24 protein-coding genes and 1 other annotated feature are annotated in these 23,899 nt (G+C 43.5%); all 24 genes read right to left on the reverse strand.

Going from position 1 to position 23,899, the window contains the following annotated elements:
* Positions 1 to 185: 185 nt before the first annotated feature.
* Positions 186 to 1,241, reverse strand: coding sequence for a type IV pilus twitching motility protein PilT (locus NE665_RS19960; protein WP_117441426.1), 1,056 nt, complete (start codon positions 1,239 to 1,241; stop codon positions 186 to 188).
* 11 nt (positions 1,242 to 1,252) lie between these two features.
* Positions 1,253 to 2,926, reverse strand: a complete 1,674-nt coding sequence (locus tag NE665_RS19965) for a GspE/PulE family protein (protein WP_117441425.1) — start codon at positions 2,924 to 2,926, stop codon at positions 1,253 to 1,255.
* An 18-nt stretch (positions 2,927 to 2,944) separates the two neighbouring features.
* Positions 2,945 to 4,429, reverse strand: coding sequence for a type II secretion system protein (locus NE665_RS19970; protein WP_117441424.1), 1,485 nt, complete (start codon positions 4,427 to 4,429; stop codon positions 2,945 to 2,947).
* A 22-nt stretch (positions 4,430 to 4,451) separates the two neighbouring features.
* Positions 4,452 to 5,384, reverse strand: coding sequence for a prepilin-type N-terminal cleavage/methylation domain-containing protein (locus tag NE665_RS19975; protein ID WP_117441693.1), 933 nt, complete (start codon positions 5,382 to 5,384; stop codon positions 4,452 to 4,454).
* A gap of 17 nt (positions 5,385 to 5,401) precedes the next feature.
* A complete protein-coding gene (locus NE665_RS19980) occupies positions 5,402 to 6,445 on the reverse strand; it encodes a hypothetical protein (RefSeq protein ID WP_178760080.1) in 1,044 nt (347 codons plus the stop codon).
* Between the two features lie 18 nt (positions 6,446 to 6,463).
* Positions 6,464 to 7,051, reverse strand: coding sequence for a hypothetical protein (locus NE665_RS19985; RefSeq protein WP_117441422.1), 588 nt, complete (start codon positions 7,049 to 7,051; stop codon positions 6,464 to 6,466).
* Between the two features lie 8 nt (positions 7,052 to 7,059).
* Positions 7,060 to 7,797 (reverse strand): hypothetical protein, encoded by a 738-nt coding sequence (locus NE665_RS19990; protein WP_117441421.1) that lies wholly within the window; start codon positions 7,795 to 7,797, stop codon positions 7,060 to 7,062.
* A 10-nt stretch (positions 7,798 to 7,807) separates the two neighbouring features.
* A complete protein-coding gene (gene pilM / locus NE665_RS19995; RefSeq protein ID WP_117441420.1) occupies positions 7,808 to 8,719 on the reverse strand; it encodes a pilus assembly protein PilM in 912 nt (303 codons plus the stop codon).
* Between the two features lie 12 nt (positions 8,720 to 8,731).
* Entirely contained in the window at positions 8,732 to 9,928 is a 1,197-nt protein-coding gene (locus NE665_RS20000; protein ID WP_117441419.1) for a type II secretion system F family protein, read from the reverse strand.
* A 24-nt stretch (positions 9,929 to 9,952) separates the two neighbouring features.
* The gene (locus NE665_RS20005) at positions 9,953 to 10,720 is read right to left on the reverse strand and encodes an A24 family peptidase (RefSeq protein ID WP_117441418.1); all 768 of its coding nucleotides are present in this window, start codon (positions 10,718 to 10,720) and stop codon (positions 9,953 to 9,955) included.
* A gap of 73 nt (positions 10,721 to 10,793) precedes the next feature.
* Positions 10,794 to 11,237 carry a prepilin-type N-terminal cleavage/methylation domain-containing protein gene (locus NE665_RS20010; RefSeq protein ID WP_117441417.1) on the reverse strand — a complete coding sequence of 148 codons (444 nt, stop codon included), beginning with the start codon at positions 11,235 to 11,237 and terminating at the stop codon, positions 10,794 to 10,796.
* A gap of 387 nt (positions 11,238 to 11,624) precedes the next feature.
* Positions 11,625 to 12,452 carry an RNA methyltransferase gene (locus tag NE665_RS20015; RefSeq protein WP_256302612.1) on the reverse strand — a complete coding sequence of 276 codons (828 nt, stop codon included), beginning with the start codon at positions 12,450 to 12,452 and terminating at the stop codon, positions 11,625 to 11,627.
* 100 nt (positions 12,453 to 12,552) lie between these two features.
* On the reverse strand, positions 12,553 to 15,279 hold the full coding sequence (ileS, locus tag NE665_RS20020) for an isoleucine--tRNA ligase (protein ID WP_117441416.1): 2,727 nt from the start codon (positions 15,277 to 15,279) through the stop codon (positions 12,553 to 12,555).
* 38 nt (positions 15,280 to 15,317) lie between these two features.
* Positions 15,318 to 15,526: a binding site (T-box leader), on the reverse strand.
* On the reverse strand, positions 15,523 to 15,987 hold the full coding sequence (locus NE665_RS20025; protein ID WP_117441415.1) for a DivIVA domain-containing protein: 465 nt from the start codon (positions 15,985 to 15,987) through the stop codon (positions 15,523 to 15,525). (Overlaps the previous feature by 4 nt.)
* Before the next feature lie 14 nt (positions 15,988 to 16,001).
* Positions 16,002 to 16,754: a YlmH/Sll1252 family protein gene (locus NE665_RS20030; RefSeq protein WP_117441414.1), complete on the reverse strand. Its 753-nt coding sequence runs from the start codon at positions 16,752 to 16,754 to the stop codon at positions 16,002 to 16,004.
* A gap of 3 nt (positions 16,755 to 16,757) precedes the next feature.
* On the reverse strand, positions 16,758 to 17,159 hold the full coding sequence (sepF, locus tag NE665_RS20035) for a cell division protein SepF (protein WP_117441413.1): 402 nt from the start codon (positions 17,157 to 17,159) through the stop codon (positions 16,758 to 16,760).
* Between the two features lie 126 nt (positions 17,160 to 17,285).
* Entirely contained in the window at positions 17,286 to 17,531 is a 246-nt protein-coding gene (locus NE665_RS20040) for a PRC-barrel domain-containing protein (protein ID WP_009589105.1), read from the reverse strand.
* Positions 17,532 to 17,576: 45 nt separating this feature from the next.
* Positions 17,577 to 18,356: a SigB/SigF/SigG family RNA polymerase sigma factor gene (locus tag NE665_RS20045; RefSeq protein WP_117441412.1), complete on the reverse strand. Its 780-nt coding sequence runs from the start codon at positions 18,354 to 18,356 to the stop codon at positions 17,577 to 17,579.
* Positions 18,357 to 18,601: 245 nt separating this feature from the next.
* On the reverse strand, positions 18,602 to 19,300 hold the full coding sequence (gene sigK, locus NE665_RS20050) for an RNA polymerase sporulation sigma factor SigK (protein WP_233104796.1): 699 nt from the start codon (positions 19,298 to 19,300) through the stop codon (positions 18,602 to 18,604).
* A gap of 5 nt (positions 19,301 to 19,305) precedes the next feature.
* Positions 19,306 to 20,043, reverse strand: a complete 738-nt coding sequence (locus NE665_RS20055) for a sigma-E processing peptidase SpoIIGA (protein ID WP_117441410.1) — start codon at positions 20,041 to 20,043, stop codon at positions 19,306 to 19,308.
* A 101-nt stretch (positions 20,044 to 20,144) separates the two neighbouring features.
* A complete protein-coding gene (locus NE665_RS20060; protein ID WP_178760079.1) occupies positions 20,145 to 20,321 on the reverse strand; it encodes a hypothetical protein in 177 nt (58 codons plus the stop codon).
* Positions 20,322 to 20,875: 554 nt separating this feature from the next.
* Entirely contained in the window at positions 20,876 to 22,066 is a 1,191-nt protein-coding gene (locus NE665_RS20065) for a coenzyme F420-0:L-glutamate ligase (protein WP_117441409.1), read from the reverse strand.
* Positions 22,067 to 22,173: 107 nt separating this feature from the next.
* Positions 22,174 to 22,665: a metallophosphoesterase family protein gene (locus NE665_RS20070; RefSeq protein WP_117441408.1), complete on the reverse strand. Its 492-nt coding sequence runs from the start codon at positions 22,663 to 22,665 to the stop codon at positions 22,174 to 22,176.
* Between the two features lie 63 nt (positions 22,666 to 22,728).
* Entirely contained in the window at positions 22,729 to 23,709 is a 981-nt protein-coding gene (locus tag NE665_RS20075; RefSeq protein ID WP_117441407.1) for a GerMN domain-containing protein, read from the reverse strand.
* Positions 23,710 to 23,899 lie beyond the last annotated feature (190 nt).

Here is a 23,899-nt window from a genome sequence, read left to right on the forward strand (position 1 = left end):
ATTCATCAGTCTAAGGTTGCAAATCAATTACTATATTCACCTGCAAAACCAAAAACTCAAGATTAACCCTTAACTAAAGGGTTTTCTTGAGTTATTTTTTTCTTAAACTGTCAAAGACGGGATTATACAGAACTTGCACTTTGTTTACAAGTCTGATTTTTATTTTGTTCTGCTGCAACCGATTTCTATTGCAGATACTGCTTCAGCTCCTGTGGATCATCGCTGTATTTCTCTGCTGTTTCTCTTGTTACCATACCATTTCTCACCAAACGTGCCAAAGCAAAGTTCAATGACTGCATTCCCTCGCGCATACCGGTTTGTATAATGGAATTGATCTGATGTACCTTGTTCTCACGAATCATGCTGCTGATTGCATCTGTCCCGATCATAACCTCCAACGCAGCAACGCGGCCGCTGGAATCGCTTTTTGGAAGCAGCTGCTGCGTAATTACAGCTTTCAGTATACCGGAAACCTGCATACGGATCTGTTCCTGACGATGTGGCGGGAATACGTCGATGATACGGTCAATCGTCTTTGCTGCTCCGATGGTATGCAGAGTAGAGAACACCAGATGCCCGGTTTCCGCCAGCGTTACAACCGCTGCGATTGTTTCATAGTCTCGCATCTCTCCTACAAGGATGACATCCGGATCCTCACGCATTGCACTGCGAAGCGCCGTATCAAAGCTATCCACATCCCGACCGATTTCGCGCTGATGGATGAGGGCCTGCTTACGCTGATACACATATTCCACCGGATCCTCAATCGTAAGGATATGACAATTTCTACGTTCATTGATAAAATCCATAACAGCTGCCAGTGTTGTTGATTTACCACTACCGGTAGGTCCGGTCACCAGCACCAGACCGCGCGGCTCCATGGCAAGCTGCTTCAGAATATCCGGCATTAACAGCTCATCCAGTGTCAGAATCGTATTATTGATGATTCGTATCGCTGCACACAGCTTATCCTGCTGTCGGTATACATTCACCCTTTGCCGATTTTCTCCGCGACTGACATAGGTGAAGTCCAAATCCTTCCCCTGCTTAAAATCCTCCATCCATCGATCATCCACCATAGAGAGAATCATCTCTGTGGTCTGTGTATCATTGATAAACGCCGGATACTCCTGCAGGATACCATTCCTTCGAATCATGGCAGGTCCTCCAACATTGAGATGGATATCACTGCACCCGTGCTCTCTGGCATAAGCAATCATACTTTCCAGTAATTCATTCATAAACAAGCCTCCTAATCGCTATAAGCCGTAATCTTGTACAGCTCATCCATCGTTGTCTGTCCATTGATCACAAGCTCTACAGCCTCATCCCTCAGGGTATGCAGCTGCTGTGATTTTTTCACATACGCATAAATATCATCAATATCCTTATGAGAGGAAATCATTCTCCGCATTTCCTTATCAATCAGTATGATCTCATGTACGGCTGTTCTTCCCTTATAGCCTGTCTGGTTACAGTGATGACAACCGGCTCCCCGATAGACATATTCTATTTCTTTTCCCAGCACCTGACGTTCCAGCTGTGTCGTTTTCAGCTTTTCTCTGCAATGCGGGCAGATTGTACGGACCAAACGTTGAGAAACACTCCCCACCAGTGAGTTTGCTATCAGATACGGTTCAATCCCCATATCCTCCAGACGTACAATCGAGCTGATTGCATCGTTGGTGTGCAGGGAGCTCAGTACCAGATGGCCGGTTATGGCTGCACGTACGGAAATGGATGCCGTCTCTGCATCACGTGTTTCTCCAACCAGAATAATATCCGGATCCTGTCGCAGCAGTGCCCGCAATCCACGCTCAAAGGTCAGTCCCGCCATGGTATTGATCTGCATCTGATTCACACGTTCGATATTCTTCTCCACCGGATCCTCAATGGTTGCGATGTTCACCTGACGTTTTGCCAGCGTTTCCAGAATCATATACAGGGTTGTTGTTTTACCGCTACCGGTAGGCCCAGTAATATAAATGATACCATGCGGCATCTCCATCATACGGCACATTTTCGCATAATTATCCGCATTCATGCCGTACTGCTTTTCATTCAGAATCGGTGTATTACTGTTCAGAAAACGCAAAACAGCCTTTTCACCATATACAGTTGGAATCACAGATACACGAAGATTCATACGGATTCCCTCAATCGTTGTCAGAAAGTGTCCGTCCTGCGGAACGCGTTTCTCGGCGATATCCATATTGCTTACAATTTTAATGCGGACGATCAGCGACTGATGTAGATTTTTAGCAAGCTGCACATAATCCACAATCATACCGTCAATACGCATACGAACCATGGTCTTATCCTCAAACGGTTCTATGTGGATATCACTGGCATTGGCATTGTAGCCTCTTGTCAAAAGACTGTTAAACAGCTTAACAACCGGTGTATCATCCTCTTCGGAATTGTAAAGCTCGGTATCATCAAATTCAAAGGATACAACGTTTTCATTTGCCACATTAGCGGCCTCTCTGGCTTTGATTTCCGCATAGTAATAATCAATGGCGCGATCGATTGCTGCCTTTTCACACAGACATACGGAGATGTTCATGCCGGTTACCAGACGAACATCCTCGATTCCGTAGAAATTCAACGGATCACTTGTTACCACCGTCAGGCGTCCATTGTTTTCACTGATGGCGATCAGATTATATTTCTGTGCCAGTGTCTTCGGTATTTTTGCAACAGCATCCACTTCAATTTTTTCTTCGTTCAAATCAACCATCGGCTCATTCAGTTTATCACTCAGTGCCTTCAGCATCTGGTTCTCACTGATAAAGCCTAAATCAATCAAATGCTGCCCAAGACGCTTGGAACGATCTTTTTTCTGTTCTGCAAGAGCCCGCTGCAGCTGTTCTTCATTGATGTAGCCGTAATCCTTCAGCACTTCACCTATTGGTATGTTTTTCATAAAACACGCTCCCTTTATTTACCATGATAAATCACATTTTGGTTTGTAACCCGTATCACTTATCAAATCATCAACACTATCGTATCCATTAGACCATAAACCAGGAGCTGTTGCTGGAGAATAACCTGGAGTGATAAATCGTAATTGATAAGCTTGATAAAATTTACCATCTGTGAATTTGATAATATCACCTGGAAAATATGTAGATTGATCATCATAATCCACTTTCAATTTTTTATAAAGATATGTCCCTATTCTATCTGGCGGATTCCCCGCATCTGATGTAATCCCTGCATGACTCGTTACTCTATACCAGATATTAGAATCTTCTGGGTATTCAATAATTGTACCTGCTTTGTAGTATTGACCTATCTGCCAAACACCTTTTATATTATCAGTAGTACCACAACGTTCTTTCTCACCGCCAACAGTCCAATCGCCTTCTTCCTTCTCATCAACTTCACAAAAATCCTTATGCTTATGTTCTTCAATAATCTCTTTCAATTCTGTGGAACTTAATTTATGCCATTTTTTATTTTCATTATCCGGTGATTCATTACTGTTATTGATATCCGCTGTAGCTTGATAATATACGTTCGTAATTTGGTATATAACAACATCCTTTGCTTCATAGCTGGCTCCTTTAACCCAATATGGAGGATTAACCGGCTTCCATGCATTTCCATCATTATCAAAAGGATTATTTCCACTTTTCGCATCCTTTACTGCGCGATATGTAACGCCCAGATAGTCAACAAACTCACCCTTTTTATAATCATGGCTTGCAAGCCATGTCCCCTTATTATTTCCTGCCTCACCGGGTTTGGTAACCGCTTCATCTTTGCATTTTAATTCATCGTATACGGTACCTTCAAATGAAGGATCATCATAATCAATATCCGGATATTCATAGTCGGGATCATCCTCAATATGTAGAGAGCCGTTAACCTTATAGTAAATTTTATATCCTGCCTCTGTGCTATTGTGATCTGTAATATCTACCTGTCTACCCTTTATTCCTGTGTTAACAATCGCTTCCCCCCTCTTATCCTTTGCTCTTATATTAACCAGTTCCAAAGTAGCGGCGGTTTTGTAAGCCTGCTTATTATCATCAGTAAATGCAAAGGATAGATCTAAGCGATAATTATCACTATAGCATTTTGCAGTTATTTTCAGTTTTCTCCCTCTATAAAAATCTTCATTATATACGGTTGTATCATCCTTCATCAGGCGATGATCGTCATTGACTGAAATCCAATGCCAATCATCGGATTGATCTGGCTTTTGCGTGGCAATCTGCACTTCATTCGCATAAATCAATTGCCCTCTCACATAGGATGAAATAGCATCTACCGCCTGTTTCTCATAATTACTCTGTGCGGTATGATTAAAATACCCCATACTATTTAAAAGCAAGCCACCTGCTATGACCATCAGAATAGAGGACAGCAGTAGAATAACGATTACTTCAATCAACGTCATACCTTTTTTATCTAAGTGCATCCCTGCCGCCTCCCTTCTATCATTAGCTTACATTTTTCCACATGGAGTCTGTATTATCTCTATTAAATTCTGCATGGATATCCAGGACTTTCCACCCATTTTTAGGATTCTTAACAATATCTTTCATATCTGACCAAGACTTGATATAACCGTTATTTTTAACATCATACAGCACTTTCCCATCCGATGAAGAAAAAGCAACTTTAATTCTATAAGCATCCTGATCACAATAATACCATCGATCATTATCATAGTCATAAATTATATAGAGATAATCATCAAAATCTATACTTGTATCCACCAACCTATCTCTTTGATTTAACATGATCAAGAGACCTCCATGTTCATGTTGTAACTCACCTTTTGTTATTTCCCACGGATAATATGGAAATACATAAACATCCTGTGCTCCCAGCTTTGAACGATAGCTATTCGGAAGAAGTTCTTTTGGAAATTGCATCCATTTAGATGACATCAGAATATGCACTTTTTTCAAAGAAGCGTTATATGAATTTCCGCTTTCCATAACTTCGTGTTCTTCTTTCGCTTTCTTTATCGATTGATAAAATTCATCCAGATTAGACTTAAATTCCTTATAAACCGATGTATCCTTTACTTTTTCCTGATTGCCTGGTTCCTCCAGTGCCTTTAAATGTACCTTGTCATCGTCTTTTACGTTCAATATGGATATATTTCTAGTAACCGGCACACTCCCCTGATCTGATGAAATCGTATAGGTTACACTGCTTGTATGTATTTGAATATTCTCCACCACATCGTTTTTCATTGTTTTTTCTGCATAGGAAAGAAGCATATCGCTGTTGTTTTTAATTGTGCTTGAATTCCCCATAATTCGCAATACTGCGGAAAATCCTCCGAATAGCGTCAAACTGGCGATGGAAAGAATCGCTAGAGCTGCAATCATTTCAATTAAAGTCATACCTCTTTTATTCATTTCCATCACCTCTTCCTTTAATCAACACATCGTTCTGGTATAAAATACGTTTTTTTGAAATTTTCCCATTTAACAACTTCATCTGAAGCTGTTTCTCCTTTATCTTGGCTATAATTCAATAGCGTCAATCCATTATATGGCTCTCCTTTGGCATTCGTAACATCATACCAGTGCCCTGTTTCAATATCAAACACCAAATACGCTCTCCAATCACCTGATTTCATATTTGATTCTGTATTTGCGTATATCAATGATGTTTTCTTACCATTTGTACAGAATGTTTTCATATATAAAGGAATTGACTTCATATGATCCGACAGGTTTCCAGCTGCAGAAACATCAAATACAGGTAATGCTTTTTTATAAATACCAGTATATATATATTCTCTCATACGATCATTACTATAATATCCATTATTTGCATAATTTTTCCATGATTCATACTCTGCGATCATTCGTTCATATATTTCAGAATCGCTTTTCACATATTCCTGCATTGCTTGATTACTTGTACATGCTGCTTCGTATAGAGGTGTTAAATGCGACATCATAATCTTCGCATTCTTGATATTGATATTTTCCTGTACCTCAGCACCCTGTCCCTTATAGTATTTTAATAGCTGCCATTTTTTTAAATCACCGGTTCTTCCCAGCTGCATATCGGCATTCACAGTTTCCTTCTGCTCTGCATAATCTACAGTAACCGATATCGTAATTTTACCACGGATATCTTTATCCTTATCCACTTTGACACGGGAAATTTTCGCTTCTGTCACCTTCCCAATCTTAGATGCTTCCGGAATATCAATATTCAGTGGTGTCGATTGGTTTTCCTCTTCCGGTATCATAGCGATATAATCACTGTTGTCCAGTTCAATTTTCTCAACAATATTCTGAATAACACCCTTTGCCGTCAGATAAGCCTGACGTTTGCTGTTGTTGTTTACACTTCTGTTATAGTAAGAATATGAAATACCCAGTGCAGCCGCAACGGTTATCATCAAAACCATGATGACAGTGATTGCCCACAACAATGCAGATCCCTTCTGATTTTTTCTCATATTCTCACCTCTCTATATTTAGATCATAAACAGCTTAAATGTAATCGTTGTTGTCATTTCCTCATCATCTTCAGAATAGGTGATTCCCGACACCTTCAATGATTTTGTCGTCCTTACATCATCCACCAGTGTCTGAACATCCGATATTGCACCGGACACACTCAGATTCACATTATAAACCTTCAGTTCTCCGTCCTTGCTCTTGGAAGAAGCCCCCTTTTTCTGCTGCAGCTGATATTCGGTATAGCTCACAATGTCTTCCTTATCAGCTTCTGCAATACTCAGGCTGACAGGAGTTAAGCCGTGCTCAATCGTCATAGAGGTGATAAGATTATCAACATCCTCCTTATTCATTTCTTCATAGAATTTATTCTTGATATTCTTTAACTCCTCCGAGGTCTCTTTCAGCTGCTTATCCAGATCGCCATAATTGATAATCGATGCTTTCGCTGACTGCAGCTCCAGCTGTGCAGTATCATAATCAGCTTTCAGCGTAGTATGCTTTTCCAAAGCCGGCAATAGCATCCAAAACAGCCCTCCGGCAAAAATGATAATACATAATAAAACATACAGCAGTATTTTCTCTCTCTTTGTTAATGTCTGCATACCTTCACCTACTTCAGTTTACAGAGGACAGTAGCTGAATATACCGTCGTCGTCTGTTTATTAGCTTGTGCATTTGTTTCCTTTGTTTTATTTAACAAATCCAGCAGCTGCTGTGCTGCGGATTCTGAATCGCTTTTCGTATCCGCATCTTTTTCTGTATTGTCATTTACATTTTCTGTCGCTTTCTCATTGGTTTCTGCCGTCTTTGTCGTTTTCTCTGATTGCGCATATCCCGCATAGTCAACAGCTTCAAAAGTCTTACTCTTTTTCAGTCTTCTGACGAATTGTTCCGTATCCTGGGATGTAAGAGATTCCACCTGCAGCGTCACAATCTGAGTTTCTCTTTGATAAGACAGGGATACAATGGAGGTATTCACATCCGAAGCAATCAATATCTGATCAAATGTATTCTGACTCAGCTGCGGATAGGACTGAATGTCCTTATGCAGAGTCTTATATTTCTCTACATCATTCATCGCCTTCTGCAGGGACTGGTATTTCTCCAAATCCGGATCCTCTGCAATCTGTTTCTGCACCTGCTTTAATTCTGCCTTTGCTGCTGCAATATCAGAATCCAATGCATGATTCTGGTAGGTTACGATACCAAACCAGGATAGCAGGATAACTGCTGCAGTAATGGGAAAAGCCAGATATTTCAGGGCACTGGCATAAGGAGAAGCTTCTTTCTTCTGTTTATAGACCTTCAGTAAATCAATATCTTTATTTCTCAATCCATTTTGAAACATCTCCTTCACCTCACTTTCTGATTAGACATCCTACGGGAAACACATAATCATGCAAATGGAAATCGTGATAGGAATCCTGTGTCACATAGACAATCTTAGAATCCGGAAATTGATCAGCCTGCAAATTCAGATTGTTGCGTATACTTTCAAACACCATAAGCTCCTCCGCATCATCCAAACCGCAAAAATAAGCTCTTTCCACAGGGTATGGACTCTGCTTGGATTTACTAAACTGTATGAGCTGTGATATATTACTGTTCATTTCTGAAATAAAGGCCTGTGTCCCACGTTCTGAAAACAGACGTGTTCTATTCGAGAAGGTATAATGGTTCCTTTCAAACAAATAAGAGGATACATTATTGCCATCCAGAACTGATACGATATACGTTTTCCCTGTTAAGTCTGCCAGCTCCTGTGTCAGCTTATGGAGAGCATTGATGGATATATCAACGCTTTTAAGCTTGATTCCAGCTGCTTCAAACAGCTCTATGTAGCTTGTCAGCAGCTTCCTCTCTGCTGCACAGCATAGAATTTCGCCGCCTTTTTTCTCTTCTTCTTCAAATGATGGCTGCAAAACGCTGTAATCATAAATCAAATCCTCATAGCTACCATCAATATCAGATAATTCATCCTTTGCGACCTTCAGCAGCTCCTTTTTTGACAGCAGCGGAACCCGTATGTTTTTCACCAGAATCTGCCCGCTGTCAATCACGAGTCTGGTTTCCTTTAATCCGTTTTCATGCAGCTCCTTCAAAATGTCTAGGATGGAGGTATCATCCGTAATTACACCATTGATCATTGCTCCTTCTTCCAAAGGATATTCATGAAACGCTTCTACCTTTATCATATCTTTCTTATCACATGATCCGTAAATCATCTGTACAGCATGTGATGATATAAATAATACATATTCTTTTACCATAAGCTTCTCCCTTTACTTTAGACTTGCTGGATTCTGATACATCTGATAGATTGGAAGCAATACTGCAAGCATAACACACAATACAATCAACGCCAGAATTATAATCATAACCGGTTCCAGCAATGTGACCATACGCTGAGATGCGGCCTCGGATTCATAATCAAAATCATCAGCCAGAGATGTCAGCATCGTCTCCAGACGCCCGCTCTCTTCCCCTATATAAATGGAGCTTGCAAGCTTAGAATCAAATCCATCAATTTTCTGTATGCTCTGTGACAGAGAGGTTCCGTTCCTCACCATGTTTACGACCCCATCGAATTGTGATTCTATATATTTATTTCCTATGGTATTACGAATGATCTGCATACCATTGATAATGGAAATACCGCTTGTATACAGGGAACACATATTTCTTGCGAAACGCGCTGTATAGATAATGCAAAGCAGCTTACCGATTTTGGGAATGCGCAGCTTCATTTTGTCGAAACGATACCGCACCCTTTCTATGCGAAGCAGCGTTGTAATCAATGCAAATATACATAGAATACCGACGAGAAGCCAGTACCAGTAATGTATCATAATCTGCGAAAGACCATTTACAATTTTCGTAATCACCGGCAAATCCATTCCCTCAAACACGCTTGAGAAGCTTGGAATAATCCATGTAAATACAACGATGATAACAAAGACAGTCACACATAACAGAATAATCGGATAGATCATGGCATTGCGTATCTTTCGTTTGATATGATCATCCTTTTCATACTGCAAAGCCATCGTCATAGCGACCTTTTCCATCTGCCCGCTGCTTTCTCCGGTTCGATACATATTGATCATAAGCTCGGGAAATGCCTTGCCTTCAGATTCCATAGCCATAGACAGGGTCTGTCCCTGCTGCAGCTTGCGGTACATATCCGTGTAAATACTTTTGATTTTCGGTTTGCTTTCTCTTTGCACCAGGATAGACATTGCACGTATCAGGCTGACACCGGACCCAATCATTGCTCCCAGCTGGCGCGAAAAATCAGACAGCTCCTTCAGCGTCAGTTTATACGTATTCTGCTGTGTATTTGTCACATCCTTACAGTCAATCAGATACTGCTCCTTAGAACGCAGAAAAGCAGCAAGCTCATTCCTGCTGTTTACCTCCATTTTGCCTGTAATTCTTTTGGAATTTATATCCTTTGCCGTATATTTATAAACCGCCATACCTGTATTACCTCCAAGCCAGTTTTATAATCCAAACAATGATAAATAAGCCTGTATCAGATTTTCCCCATATAGGAACGCCACCATAATTCCTGCACACAAATAAGGGCCAAAGGCGATATGCGCACCGCTTTCCGTTTTCCTTGATAAAAGCAGATAAACTGCATAGCTTCCGCCAATCAGTACGGAGATAAAAAATGCAAGAAGGGTCAGCTTCCACCCCAGCAGAAAGCCGGCTACAGCAATCAGCTTGATATCTCCACCACCAAAGCAATCCGGAATCAGAAGCGTCAGCACATACATCGGAAGACTAATAACGAAGAAGCCAATTATTCTTGACAGAAATGCTGTTTCCGGATGTAATACTGTGAAAATGCCAACAGGAACAATTAAAGCGATAATTAGACCATTTGGTATTGTCATAGTATCAAAGTCAATCATGGTGATTGTTAAAAGAATCATGAATACCGCAAATACAAGAATGGTATCCCAGGAAAAGCCATAGGTATAGAAACAAAACATCCCGATACAGCCGCCAAGAACCTCCAGTATAGTTTCACGTGCTGAAATCTTACTACCGCAGTATCGGCATTTCCCTTTCAGAAACAGATAGCTGAACACTGGAAACAGGTCATACCACTGCAGCTGATGATGGCATGCAGGGCAAAAGGATCTTCCCTTTACAAAGGATAGGCCCTGTGGAAGCCTCCATATTACCACGTTTAAAAAGCTGGTGATACAGATTCCAATCAGGAATGCATATAGATATAGTAGTAATATTAAAGAGTCCATTATCTCACCATCTTTCTTTAGGTTAACATGTAAATATAAAGCCTCTTGAAAGAGGCTTTATATTTAATCAAATCTATTGTTTTTTCTTAATATCTGTTTGTGTTGCAGTATATTCATCACTAGAGCCTACTACTTTAATAGTACAACTGTCTATTTTCTTATCTGTCAATTCACACACAATGCTTTCAACAGCACCTTCAGGATATTTAGCCGCAGCGCCTTCACCGGTTTTAGAAAGACCTAACTCGCCATTTATGGCATCAACATTATTAACTTTCTGTTTCAAATCATCATTAGAAATACCTGGATTTTCTCCAATTTGACTTGTCGCATAAGACTGTGCTGCAACATAACCTGCCCTTACCTGAGACTGCACTTTCGTTTCTGCTGCCTCATTGATATACTTCATAACAGCCGGTACAGCCAGCGCCATCAGGATACCGACGATAACCAGAACCACGATGATTTCAACCAGCGTAAATCCCTTCTTGTTCTTCTTCAAATTCTTAACGTTCATTTTTCTCTTCTCCTTTTTTCAGCAGGCAATACTTCACAAGTTATAATTTATGAAACAGGTGATTTTCAAAATCAGCTGTTTTCCATGCAGTATCTGCAAAAAAGCATCCATCATCACCTGTGAATCATGCTATTCCCCACTCTACAATGTATTAGGTTCATAAACATGAAAGGTGTGAAAACTCAGCCATATTTTCACAAAAGCCCCTTTTGGTATTGCCAAAATCTTAACATTTATATTATAGCATAGAAAAAACACGGAAAGTTTTTTTTGTCAAATTTTTATATCGTTTTTCATTTATAAGCATTCAAACCAAAACTTCGTGTGATACTAATGTGATATTCATTTTATATTCTTTCTGCCTTGACACCACTTTTATAAGCCGTATCACTTTTTAAACGCATACATGCAGATGCCTGCCGCTACAGCAACATTTAAGGATTCAAAGGTGTGCATCTCGATAAACACATGGGTATCGGCCAGACGCAGAACCTCCTCGCTGACGCCCTTTCCCTCATTACCAAAAACAAGTGCAAATGCTTCAGGTACTGCCACCTCACGAAGTGCTGAGGCATTGTGTAGAGACGTCGCAAGAATCCTGCTTCCCCGCTGCTTCAATTCCATCAGCATGGCATGTACATCCCCCCGTATCACCGGAATGTGAAACAAGGCCCCCTGTGTGGAACGAATCACCTTTTCATTATAAATATCGCAGCTGTGTGCAGACAGCAGGACAGCATCATATCCGAAGGACAGCGCTGTGCGAATGATCGTTCCGACATTTCCCGGATCCTGCACATCATCCAGTACGATGACCCGCTGCCCATAATCCGCCTCACTGTATTGCGGCATGTGGCATACCGCCATGATCCAGGTACCGGAAACACTGCTTTCCAGCTTCCGCAAAATTTCCGGCGTGACCTCATACACCGGAAACTGCTGAAATGGATGCGGTTTTTCTCTTTCAACGATGATGCACTCCACCAGATTTGCCCGTACAGCCTCTTCGATCAGATGCTCCCCTTCAATCAGAAATCTGCGTTCCTTTTCCCGATACTTTTTCTCCTTGTATTTCGCCCACTGCTTTACTTTTGCATTGGTCAGTGATGTTATTTCCATAATGCGCTCCTTATGTTTAAACCGCCATGCTTTCACGCGGCTTTCCTTCATTTCATCTCTTCCGTTATTGTACTGTATTTCACACGGCTTTTCCATAGAAAACAACAACTCTTTTTATAAAAATACGAAAAATGACAGACAAACCGCTGTTCATCTGTCATTCATCATTTCCTCATTATGCAACTTATGCCGCTGACTACTTCAACACCTCTGCACAGCGCTCACAAAGACCGTCCTCGGCATGGGATGCTGTAATATTCCAGCATCTAGGACAAACCTTGCCTTCACACTTCTCAATCGCCACGCCGCAAACCTCATACTGCTTCAATTTGTCCACGGAGAAGCTGACCTTTGAAACAATCAGCCACTGGTTGAAATGATTTCCGCACAGCTTCTCAATCAATGCACGGTCTTCATCACTCACATTCACGATAACATGCGCTTCCAGAGATTTTCCGATCACCTTTTCCGCACGTGCTTCCTCCAGCGCCTTGAAAATATCCTGACGAATTGCCATCATGCGTTCCATATCCGCTTTGATTGCATCTGCGTTGTGCACATCCAGCGGCTGCGCAAAGCTTCCCAGATGGATACTTTCCGCTTCTGTATGGAAGAAATCATTGACCTCCTCACAGGTATGCACAAGGATTGGTGCCCACAGTCGTACCAGGGTATTGACCGCATGCCACAGCACCGTCTGTACCTGACGGCGTCTTGGGGAATCCTTTTTCTCGATATACAGAATATCCTTCGTATAATCCATATAATACGCAGACAGCTCATTTGTCATCAGGTTGCTCAGCATATTGGTGATATCCGCAAAACGATATTCCTTATACGCCTTGATCGCCTTTTCATTCACTTCATTCAGCAATACCAGAATATACTTATCAAGCTCTGGCAAATCCTGGATAGCTACAAGGTCTTCCCTTGTGAAATCCTCTTCCGGATTGACATTGGCAAGCATGAAACGGAACGTATTGCGCACCTTGCGATACTGCTCGCTGATCTGCTTTAAAATCTCATCGGACATACTGCAGTCTGCCTGATAATCAACACTTGTCGCCCACAGACGCAGGATATCCGCGCCATATTTCTTCGTAATTTCTCCCGGCGCTACCGCGTTCCACTGTGATTTGCTCATTTTCACACCCTTGCCATCCATAACAAAGCCGTGGCTCAGCACCTGCTTGTAAGGAGAACGCCCGTGCACTGCCGTACCGATGATTAAAGAGGAGTTAAACCATCCGCGATACTGATCGCTTCCCTCAAAATACAGATCGGCAGGATAACCCAGTCCGCGTTCCATCATAGCACCGGTATGAGAGCTACCGGAGTCAAACCATACATCCATCGTATCGGTTTCCTTGCGGAATTCTCCATTCGGAGAGCCCGGGTGCGTGTAGCCCTGCGGTAACAGCTCCTTTGCCTCCTTCTCAAACCAGATATTGCTGCCATGCTCTTTGAACAGCTTTGCCACATGGGCAAATACAGCCTCATCCATGATCGGCGTATCATCCTCTGCATAAAAAATCGGAATCGGTACACCCCATGCACGCTGACGGGAAATACACCAGTCACCGCGGTCAGCGATCATATTGTGCATACGCTGCTGTCCCCACTTCGGAATCCAGTCCACATTTGCAATCTCTGTAAGCAGCTTTTCACGAATTTTATCAATGGATGCAAACCACTGTGTGGTTGCTCGGAAAATAATCGGCTTCTTTGTTCTCCAGTCATGCGGATAGGAGTGTGTGATAAATTCCAGCTTCAACAGCGCACTCAGCTCATCCAGCTTCTGCGTAACCGTTTTGTTGGCATCATCGACATACTGTCCCTTCAGCCAGTCTCCGGCATCCTCCATCATGCAGCCGTGCTCATCCACATTACAATAGGCAGGCAGGCCGTATTTCTGTCCGATGAAGAAGTCATCGGCACCAAAGCCCGGTGCAGTATGTACACAACCGGTACCTGCATCCGCCGTAACGTGATCTCCCAGAATAACCAGAGATTCACGATCATACAATGGATGCTGGCAGGTGATCATTTCCAATTCACTACCCTTGAACGTCGCAATCTTTCGCTTCTGCTCAAGTCCGAATTTCTCCCAAAGTGCATCGACCAGCTCTTCCAGAACAATCAGCTTGCCCCTCTCGCTTTCAACCAGCGCATAGGTATAATCCTTATTCAGACAGATTCCCAGATTGGCAGGAATGGTCCACGGTGTCGTTGTCCAGATAACAAACGATGTATCGCTATCCAGGATACCCTTGCCGTCCTTGACCGGGAATTTCACGAAAATTGTCGGACTCTTGATATCCTTATATTCAATCTCCGCTTCCGCCAGTGCCGTTTCACTGGAAGGACTCCAGTAGACCGGCTTCAACCCCTTGTAAATCAAACCATCCATCGCCATCGATGCAAAAATTTCTATCTGATGTGCTTCAAACTCCTTTGTCAGTGTGATGTAGGGATGATCATAATCGCCGACAACTCCCAGCGATAAAAATCCCTTTTTCTGACGCTCAACCTGTTCCATAGCATAGTCATAGCACAGCTTGCGGAAATCAGACAGCTCCATTTCCTTGCGGTTATGCCCCAGCTTCTGGATTGCTGTTTCAATCGGCAGACCATGGGTATCCCATCCAGGTACATACGGTACCTTGTAGCCTGCCATATAGCGGTTACGGACGATGACATCCTTCAAAATCTTATTCAGGGCATGTCCTAAATGGATGTCCCCATTCGCATAGGGAGGCCCGTCATGCAAAACAAACGCTTCACAGCCCTCACGGTTCTCCAGCATTTTTTCATAGATTTCGCCTTCCTTCCAGCGTTTCTGAAAGCCCGGCTCCTTTGTCGGTAATTTTCCACGCATCTCAAACTTTGTTTTCGGCATTAACAGTGTGTCCTTGTATTCCATATCAATTTCCTCCTTTTACGAAAAAAAGACGCCTTATATCTAAGGACGTCTTGTAACGCGGTACCACCTTAGTTCACATGCTTCTCATGTGCCCTCAGCTTATAACGACAAGCGTATCGTATTTCCCTACTGCTTTCAGGAAATCTGCTCCAAAGTGATATCTTCTATATCCTTCCTACCGACTTTCACCAACCGTCAGCTCTCTTCAAGTCCACATATAGAAGCAGGTCTTTATCTCAGCATTTATATTTCTTTTTTCAATAAATCAAGATCCGGTATCTCCGGAGCTTCAAAATCATCCAGTGCCTGTGTGATTTTCTGCAGCTCCTTGCGCATACTGCCCTTCAGATCATTTGCCTCATCACCAAGGCGTGCCACTTCCATTAAAATTCCACGCGCCATCATCAAAGCTTCCTTCACAATGGCATCAGCGTTGCGGTGCGCCGTATCGACGATCATATTTGCTTCCTTCATCGCCATGCGTGTCATTTCATCCGCAGCTTTTTCTTTGACCTCGAGATTCTCACTGACATCCCGGTAGCGCATTTCCAGCTCCTGATATTCTCTGGTTAGTTCTTCTTTCAGTAAGTTGGCTTTTTCCAGTTTTTTCTGAAGGCTTTCCATCTGCAGCTTCTGTGTCTGAATGTAATCCTCCACCTGATAGCGATTATATCCATTTTTCATTGTATCAAATGCGTATCTGTCCATAATCCCTCTCCTATTCACTGATACATGCCAACCTCAATGACAAGATTTCCCTTTTTTGTTTCCTTCACAACCTCTTTCAGCTGGAATCTTCCATGTCCGCGAATGGAAATAACACAAGTATTATCGCACAAATAGGATGTTTGTTCAAGTATTACATGATCAACTTTTACCTGTCCGCCACGTATGAGGACTGCCGCCTTCGCCCGGCTGAGCTTTGCAATCGCAGATACCAGCGTATCCAGACGAAGAGAGGATACGATCATAGTTTTATATGCAATCCTTGGCTCATAGCTGACAGACTCGTCACTAGGCTCCAGATGAATGCCGCAGTGCTTGATTTTCGTCAGATTGGCAGTTACATAATTTCCGATATCCGGATCCACGAACATATGCACCACATCCTGATCGACGATGAGATCTCCGGTTTTCTCCCGCTCGATTCCCAGATTCATCAAAGCCCCGAGCACATCCCGGTGCGTCAGCTTTTCAAAGCCGGAGGAGACTGCCGCCTTCAAATGAAGAACCGGAATCTGTATCTCCTCCTCCCAGGGCAGAAATGCAAGCCGGCAGCGTTCGGCCTGCGCATAGCCGCCTTCCTTGCGATACAAAATCTGATGTCCGCAGAAGCGTTCGGCAATCCGTATCTGATCAGGCGAAAAAAAGGGTGTAACAACAACCCGGTTCCAGCGTTCCATTCGATCAATCTGATCCTGAAGGCGCCGGACGAATTCCTCGTTACCCCGATAATGCTCTATTGCGACAGACAATGGTTAGTCTTCCTCGCTTGCGTCAAGGCTGATTTCTCCATGTACTGCCACGCTGCGCGGTGTACATAGTATCACATTATGCCCGATTTTCTGAATGCTTCCATCCAGAGCGAAGATTACACCGGTTAAAAAATCGATGGTACGCTGTGCATAGTCCCGCTGCAGCTTGTGCAGATTGACAACAGCCGCCTTGTTTTCTTTCAGCCGTTTGGCGATTTCTTCTGACTCATCAAAGGAACGAGGCTCAAACAGAACCATTTTCGTATCGGTTGGCAAGTGATTTACTTTTGATTTCGGTCTTTCATATTCGGAAATAGAAGGAGTATCATCTTCCTGTTCTACTTCTAAAACGTCATCTTCATCCATTGGCGCTATAAATTCTTTGAATTTCTGACTGATGCTCATTTACGCGTCCCTCCTATACATTATCTATATTCTAGCACAAAAACCCCTTTATAAAAAGGGATTTTTCATGAAATTTATACAAGTCGCACAATCTGTTTCAAAAGCCTGCCTTTTTGTAAAAAACCATCAGCATCGAAATTTCACAAGAATAACATCACCCGCGATGTTTTCGATTTCCTGTGTTGGAATCTCGATTTCATCACACGGAAAGAACCAGGGAAACAGCTTTTTCACAAAGGACTGCGTAGGATGTACAAATATGGAATGGATCACGTACGTGCACGGATCGAATTCCACATCATTGACGAGTCCGATCATACTGCCATCCATCACATTGATAACCTGTCTTCCGCAAATATCCGTATATTTCAATTCTATCACCTGTTTTAGTATATGCCCGGTCTCTGCTGATGTTGCCTAGGAATCAAATTCTTTTTTCAAAACCGCGATGGCATTTTTCTCCAGACGCGATACCTGTGCCTGTGAGATGCCCAGCTCTCCGGCAATCTCGGTCTGTGTCATATCCTGATAATAGCGTTTCTGTATGATATCCAGCTCCTTGCCCTTTAAGCGGGTCAGACTGCGCTTTAAAGCCATCAAATTGTTCAGATGTTCGATTTCGTCCTTATCATCCTTGATCTGATCCAGCAGATACAGCTCATCTCCATCGGAATTGTATACCGGCTCAAAGATGGACAGCACACTCTGTGTGGAATCCAGTGCATCTACAATATCCTTTTCCTTTACCTCCAGCTGCTGTGCAAGCCAGGAAACGCTTGGCTCCTTTTGATGCTTATGTACATATTCCTCCTTCAGCTTAAAGGCCCGGTATGCCAGATCCTTCAGATGACGGGACACACGGATCACCTGATTATCCCGCAGATAGCGCTTAATTTCACCCATGATCATCGGCACGGCATAGGTGGAAAAGCGCACTTCATGCTTCAGATCAAAGTTGTCGATAGACTTTACAAGCCCGATGCAGCCAACCTGAAACAAATCATCCATATTCTCGCAGCGGTTTGAAAAACGCTGTACAATGGACAGCACCAGCTTCAGATTTCCATTGATCAATGTTTCCTTTGCACTTTCATCGCCCTGCTGGAGTTTCACGAACAGCTCCTTCATTTCTGCATTTGTCAAAACCTTTAACTGTGCGGTATTGATACCGCTGATTTCTACTTTATAACGACTCATATGCTCTTTGCCTCCTAGTGTCTGTACTAGCAGTGTGCCCGAGCCGTTTCTTTGTTATGCGTGAATGCAGGCAGCTTTTCCTGTAAGTAATTGGAAGGAAAATAGCCTTGACAAAAGTAATATAAAAGCAGTCGGATCAAACGCCTGTCCAACTGCTTCTCAGGATATTTTTCGTATATGCGAAGATTTGCATTCCCTGTATGGGGTTTGCGAGCACGCCCAAGCAGAGCGATGCATCCATATGCTTACTGTGAGTTCTTCATCTGTACCTTCAGCTTGGCGATAATGCGCTTTTCCAAGCGGGATATATAGGATTGTGAAATTCCCAGACGCTTGGCGATATCCTTTTGGGTCAGCTCTTCATGCTGAATGCCATAGCGCATCTGCAATATCTGACGCTCCCGCTCCTTCAGAGTTGACATCGCCTCCAGAAGCTCCCGCTTATTTTCTTTTTTTTCAAATTCCTTGGTTACGACATCGTCATCGGTTCCCAGGATATCCGACAGCAGAAGCTCATTGCCGTCATAATCGATATTGAGCGGTTCATCGAAGCTGACCTCTACCTTGCGGCGGCTTTTTTTGCGCAGAAACATCAGGATTTCATTTTCTATACAGCGGGATGCATAGGTCACCAGCTTGATATTTTTGTCCCGTTTAAAGGTGTTGACCGCCTTGATCAGCCCGATGCTTCCAATGCTGATCAGATCCTCCATGAAAATCGGATTGGTTTCATAGCGCTTTGCGATGTATACGACAAGACGAAGATTATGTTCAATCAGTGTATTGCGGGCCTCCTCATCCCCGTTTTCCAGAGCAATCAGCGCAGCCAGCTCCTCCTCCTTGTCCAGCGGTTTGGGAAGTACATCATTTCCCTGGATGTAATAGACCTCCATGACATCCTGTTTCACAAATAAAAAGCGAATGAGTTGCAGCATTTTTTTCATCATCATCACCCCAGTGTCATCATATTCATGTTCAGCAATACTTCGCAGTTCAGCGGAAGGCTTACATGGTTTCTGCAGCAGATCAGCACCCTGTGCTTATGGCATCCCTCTATTGCCGCCATGCAGGCATAGCAGCGTATGACAGAGGTATCGTCAACGGTATTCATTACTACCAATTCTATGTCCTGTTTCTTAAAATATGCCTCATAGGAGGAAGAAACAAACAGGACCGGTATCCCTTCATAGCTCAACAGATTACCGCTGTCCAGCCATCCGTTCAAATGCAGCGTCGTATCCGCAAGCTCGATATGCAGCCGGTATAAGTAATTCATGCGTGCCAGCATATCCTTCCATTTTACATGCAGCAGCGCAAACAAAAGCACATAGATCAGCCACAGCCAGTATACAGCTGCATGAAGAGGTACAAACCAGAGAAAGTTATGAAAACCGCCCTGATAAAACGCGAAGGATGTCATGTACCAGAGCATGCGAATCACCTGCATCATCATCCAGCTTTTTGCGCAAAAGCGAAACTGCCAGAAAAAAAAGACGATTTCTTCAAGCACGAGGAGCACCCACGAGCCGGGAAAGAACAGCAGGCAGCCCGGTATGCTGAGAGCCAGCGCATAGACCAGCATTTTTCGTATCGGCAGCGGCTGTACACAGGCATAGGATGCCATTAAAAAAGACAACAGAATGGTTGCGGTGTTATGCAGCATACTGACTTCTACATAGCTCTCCATACAAGCATCCCTCCTTCATGGCACAGTATACACCTGCCGCTGTTATGAATCTGTCGATATTCGCCATACGCAAACCGATGAAAACCGGCAGGCTTCGACACTCAGACATGCATATTCGCATACTCCCGGTGCAATTCAAGAAGATTGGGCTGGATATGATGCTTTTTGCAGAATGCCACATACTGCTTCAAATACAATTCCAGCTGATCGGTATGAAAAAGCATGGTCATATCCTTGGAAAAATACGATAGAAACTCCTGAAACGATAAAAACGACATAAGCTCACCTCTATACTATGGTATGCGAGACATCCAAAAAAAGAACCCTTTCCATTCCTTTTAATGTCAGCAAGCTGCTGTATCCGATGCAAGTCGATAATAAAAAAAGCCTTCTCCCTAAGAAAAATCGAGAAAGCAGGTGCGCCTCCGTGTGCATTCCCATATTGCTCCATAGCATATTCAACACGCATGCCGTTTATGAAGCTCTCATGATGCATGTTCGCGAATTCTATGGCATACGCCTGTTCATCGCTGTACCCCCCTTCAGAAAATGACCGGTTGTCTGCAGCATACTGTGCTTTCAACAAAGCGACACGAGACTATGCGCAATCTTGCAGAAGCTTTCAGTTCGTTTCTACTTGCAGAAGCTTTAGCCTGTTTCTATAGGAATCAGCATGCCGCCCCTTCCAGAATTTATGCAAGCACGCCTCATGCCATCTGCACAGAAGTCATGATTGTAAATCCCCTATTGCCGAAGATATCTGGCAAACGCAGACATAGCAAAATACCATTGCGAACGCAATGGTATTTTATGTAGTGATGCTCATCATCTTTTAGTTTGTGAAATTATCGAAATATCCCTGTACGAGTACGATTGGTGTTCCTTTATCTCCGGAGCCGCTGGTCAGGTCACAGAGTGAGCCGATCAAGTCCGTAAGACGTCTTGGCGTTGTTCCCTGAGAAGCCATGTTTCCTACCAGGTTGTCTTCCTTTTCGCGGATTTTCGCCTCGATTGCCTTCTGCAGCTCCTCTCCCTTCAGCTGTGCAAAATCATTGTCTGCCAGATATTTCAGCTTCAGTTCATTCGGAGTGCCCTCCAGACCTGCGGTGTATGCAGGAGAAACGCAAGGATCCGCAAGCTCCCAGATTTTTCCGACAGGGTCTTTAAAGGCACCGTCGCCGTACACCATAACCTCCACATGCTTTCCGCATGCCTGCAGTATCTGCTTCTGGATCGCCTGTACCAGAGGCTGACAGTTTCTTGGAAACAGCTTCACCATATCCTCCGTGGATTTATTGGAGCCCAACAGACCGAAGGCTTCATTGTATCCGGAGCCGTCAATGGACGCTGTCATAATATCATCCAGACCGCAGACGCGCTCAGCACCGTTTGCTTTCAGAATGCGTTTTGTTCTTGCTCTTGTGTGAATGTCACAGGTCAGAACATTTTTTGTATACTTAAGGATTTCCTTTGGATGGTTGGCGAAAATAATTTCCACCTCAGCACCGCAGGAGCGGATCAGATCACCATAGTAGCTCACATAGTCAACACCGGTAAATTCATGACGGTTTTCACCAAAGAGCTTACGATATGCTTCCAGGCTCAGGACATCGCTGTACGGATTGATTCCCGCTTCATCCAGCTTTTCAATGGATACCAGCTCGTTTCCAACCTCATCACTTGGATAGCTCAGCATCAGAACAACCTTCTTCGCACCCTTTGCAATTCCCTTCAGGCAGATTGCAAAACGGTTACGGCTCAGGATTGGGAACATAACGCCGATGGTTTCTCCTCCCAGCTTTTCCTTTACATCTGCAGCAATCGCCTCCACAGACGCATAGTTTCCCTGCGCTCTGGCAACAATGGACTCCGTTACCGCAATAACATCACGGTCCCGCAGCGCAAAGCCCTCCGCTTCCGCCGCCGATAGCACACTCTGTGAAACGATGGCAGCCAGATCATCTCCTTCACGGATAATCGGGCAGCGCACACCTCTGGATACCGTTCCTATTTTTCTTTCCATAATCTCTAACACCTTTCTTTACTTTGTGTATCTTCCATCTATTTCAATCACCTATGTGATTTGAAATCCTGATAACGCAAGAAAAACCGCAGCTTGTACGGTTCGTCCTACCAGAAAAACTTGCTTTTCTTCTGCTTCTGCGGCAGAAATTCAAATTGTACATCCACTGTGTCAGCCTCTATGCTCAGCAACGCATAGCTGGGACCTCTTCCATCCCTGCTTCGCCACAGGGAACCTGGATTGATCAAGCGGATCCCGTCCACCGTTTCATCCGCCGCGATATGCGTATGTCCATAGCAGACAATATCACAGCTGCGATCCCTTGCGGCATCCGCCATCTGCTGGCTTCTGCGAGAATACATGAACTGATGAGAATGTACAATAAAGATACGATGAGTCCCGATACTCAAAATCTGCTCATCCGGATAATCATAAAATATATCGTTGTTACCACCAACCGTCACAAACTGGGGAAAAGCCCCCGGATCCGCATCAATATCTCCGCAGTGTATATATGCATCGGCATCGCTGTGCTTCTGCAGAACATATTCCAGCGCATCATCACGGCCGTGACTGTCACTGACTACTACTATCTTCATTTTTACCACCGCTATTATCATACCAAAAAATGCAGACATTTAGAAGTGTTTTTTTTAAATACGCTAGAACTGCACCTCATTATACGTCAAAGCGTACACCGATACCATATCTTCCTTCTGATCCTTTGGTGAAACCGTGACCCCGTCCACGCGTACCTCCACCTTTTCAATGCCGGGCAGCGCAGCAAGCGAAAGCACCAGTGCATTGTATACATCCTGCTTCACACTGCGGTTGCTGGCAAGGATGTTCTTGTTCAGATTCACAATCAGGGAGCCATCGTAAACATCAAAGCTGCTAACCTTGATATCATCGGCATACAGCGGCTGATCAAGCGCACTGGATACACTGATATCGGAAAGGATATTCTCAACGCTCGCCTTCAAGGCATCCCCCTGACTTTGTGCAACCCGCTTGCTCTTGGGAACCATATACTCATTCCCCTGTACCTTTTTTGTATAAAATACCGTCAGAGAGGCAGAGTCATGCAGTGAGGTTGTTGAGGTTTCAAAATGATTGATGCCAATGCTGCGGTTGAGAATTTCGGGAATCGGTGTCTGTGCAATCGGCATTTCGCTCAGCTGCTTTTCATTCAGATACAGCTTCACCTGTTCGATATCATGGAACTGTGTAGCACCCCATGTGATCGCCTCCAGAATACGCAGCTCGTTATCCGCATCATAATTTTTCAATGAGTCATCAAAGTACAGGGATACGATGCCGTTTTTAATGGAGGAGGACTGTAAGCTGCATTCCTTTGTAAACAGCGGCGTAAAGCCCTTGATTTCCTGCTTGCCGCTCATATAGGAGAACATGAGTGCCAGCTTATCCTCCTCACTCATCTCCTCACTGACCGGTATGGATAGCGGAACCAGCGTCTTGTCACTGTCCATCATATAAATCTGCATATGCTTCGTTTCATCCTTCGTGGAAATCACCGGAGCTGCGTTTTGTTCCTGTGCCGGAAAAAAGCGCACCGACAGATATCCGATCATGGCAATGGCTCCGAATACCACAGCCATCTGTTTTTTGAAGGTTTTCTTCATACGTTGTTCACCTCTAGTTCAATGTATGTGGCAGGAACAGAAAAAAGAACAGCACGAGACTGTTCTCAGATTGTTGACAAAAGCCTATACCTTTTCGTAAGGACATAGGCTTTTTATTGTATATAGGCAATTTTCGAAATGAAATTGTCTTTTTTTGTATATTTTGAAGGATATATTGAATTTTTTGATG

The organism is Clostridium sp. DFI.1.208, assembly GCF_024463855.1.
Classification (GTDB): Bacteria; Bacillota_I; Bacilli_A; order Erysipelotrichales; family Erysipelotrichaceae; genus Clostridium_AQ.

Coding starts and splice junctions, on each gene's coding strand:
- NE665_RS19960 (WP_117441426.1), bottom strand. CDS start 1,241: ATGAATGAATTACTGGAAAGTATGATTGCTTATGCCAGAGAGCACGGG.
- NE665_RS19965 (WP_117441425.1), bottom strand. CDS start 2,926: ATGAAAAACATACCAATAGGTGAAGTGCTGAAGGATTACGGCTACATC.
- NE665_RS19970 (WP_117441424.1), bottom strand. CDS start 4,429: ATGCACTTAGATAAAAAAGGTATGACGTTGATTGAAGTAATCGTTATT.
- NE665_RS19975 (WP_117441693.1), bottom strand. CDS start 5,384: ATGAATAAAAGAGGTATGACTTTAATTGAAATGATTGCAGCTCTAGCG.
- NE665_RS19980 (WP_178760080.1), bottom strand. CDS start 6,445: ATGAGAAAAAATCAGAAGGGATCTGCATTGTTGTGGGCAATCACTGTC.
- NE665_RS19985 (WP_117441422.1), bottom strand. CDS start 7,051: ATGCAGACATTAACAAAGAGAGAGAAAATACTGCTGTATGTTTTATTA.
- NE665_RS19990 (WP_117441421.1), bottom strand. CDS start 7,797: ATGTTTCAAAATGGATTGAGAAATAAAGATATTGATTTACTGAAGGTC.
- pilM (WP_117441420.1), bottom strand. CDS start 8,719: ATGGTAAAAGAATATGTATTATTTATATCATCACATGCTGTACAGATG.
- NE665_RS20000 (WP_117441419.1), bottom strand. CDS start 9,928: ATGGCGGTTTATAAATATACGGCAAAGGATATAAATTCCAAAAGAATT.
- NE665_RS20005 (WP_117441418.1), bottom strand. CDS start 10,720: ATGGACTCTTTAATATTACTACTATATCTATATGCATTCCTGATTGGA.
- NE665_RS20010 (WP_117441417.1), bottom strand. CDS start 11,237: ATGAACGTTAAGAATTTGAAGAAGAACAAGAAGGGATTTACGCTGGTT.
- NE665_RS20015 (WP_256302612.1), bottom strand. CDS start 12,452: ATGGAAAAGCCGTGTGAAATACAGTACAATAACGGAAGAGATGAAATG.
- ileS (WP_117441416.1), bottom strand. CDS start 15,279: ATGGAATACAAGGACACACTGTTAATGCCGAAAACAAAGTTTGAGATG.
- NE665_RS20025 (WP_117441415.1), bottom strand. CDS start 15,987: ATGGACAGATACGCATTTGATACAATGAAAAATGGATATAATCGCTAT.
- sepF (WP_117441413.1), bottom strand. CDS start 17,159: ATGAGCATCAGTCAGAAATTCAAAGAATTTATAGCGCCAATGGATGAA.
- NE665_RS20045 (WP_117441412.1), bottom strand. CDS start 18,356: ATGAGTCGTTATAAAGTAGAAATCAGCGGTATCAATACCGCACAGTTA.
- sigK (WP_233104796.1), bottom strand. CDS start 19,300: ATGAAAAAAATGCTGCAACTCATTCGCTTTTTATTTGTGAAACAGGAT.
- NE665_RS20055 (WP_117441410.1), bottom strand. CDS start 20,043: ATGGAGAGCTATGTAGAAGTCAGTATGCTGCATAACACCGCAACCATT.
- NE665_RS20060 (WP_178760079.1), bottom strand. CDS start 20,321: ATGTCGTTTTTATCGTTTCAGGAGTTTCTATCGTATTTTTCCAAGGAT.
- NE665_RS20065 (WP_117441409.1), bottom strand. CDS start 22,066: ATGGAAAGAAAAATAGGAACGGTATCCAGAGGTGTGCGCTGCCCGATT.
- NE665_RS20070 (WP_117441408.1), bottom strand. CDS start 22,665: ATGAAGATAGTAGTAGTCAGTGACAGTCACGGCCGTGATGATGCGCTG.
- NE665_RS20075 (WP_117441407.1), bottom strand. CDS start 23,709: ATGAAGAAAACCTTCAAAAAACAGATGGCTGTGGTATTCGGAGCCATT.